Raw genomic sequence first — 205 nt, 5'->3', positions numbered from 1 at the left:
GTCCGACCAGCTCACGGACGGTCGCCGCTTCCGGATCCTGGCGGTGGTCGACGACTGCACCCGCGAATGTCTGGTGCTGGCCGCCGACACGTCGCTGTCGGGTCTGCGGGTCGCTCGTGAACTCGACGCCATCGTGCGTCATCGCGGGCGCCCAACGACCATCGTCAGCGACAACGGCACGGAGTTCACCTCCAACGCGATCCTG

At 67.8% G+C, this 205-nt stretch carries 1 protein-coding gene; it reads left to right on the top strand.

The window, feature by feature from the left end; all coding sequences use genetic code 11:
- The coding region (locus tag AUL35_RS21400; RefSeq protein WP_156418163.1) for a DDE-type integrase/transposase/recombinase at nucleotides 1-205 on the top strand (205 nt) is incomplete at both ends.

The sequence above is a fragment of the Aureimonas sp. AU4 genome, assembly GCF_001463765.1.
In the GTDB taxonomy this organism is placed as follows: Bacteria; Pseudomonadota; Alphaproteobacteria; order Rhizobiales; family Rhizobiaceae; genus Aureimonas.
This window is presented reverse-complemented; position numbering and strand designations above follow the sequence as displayed.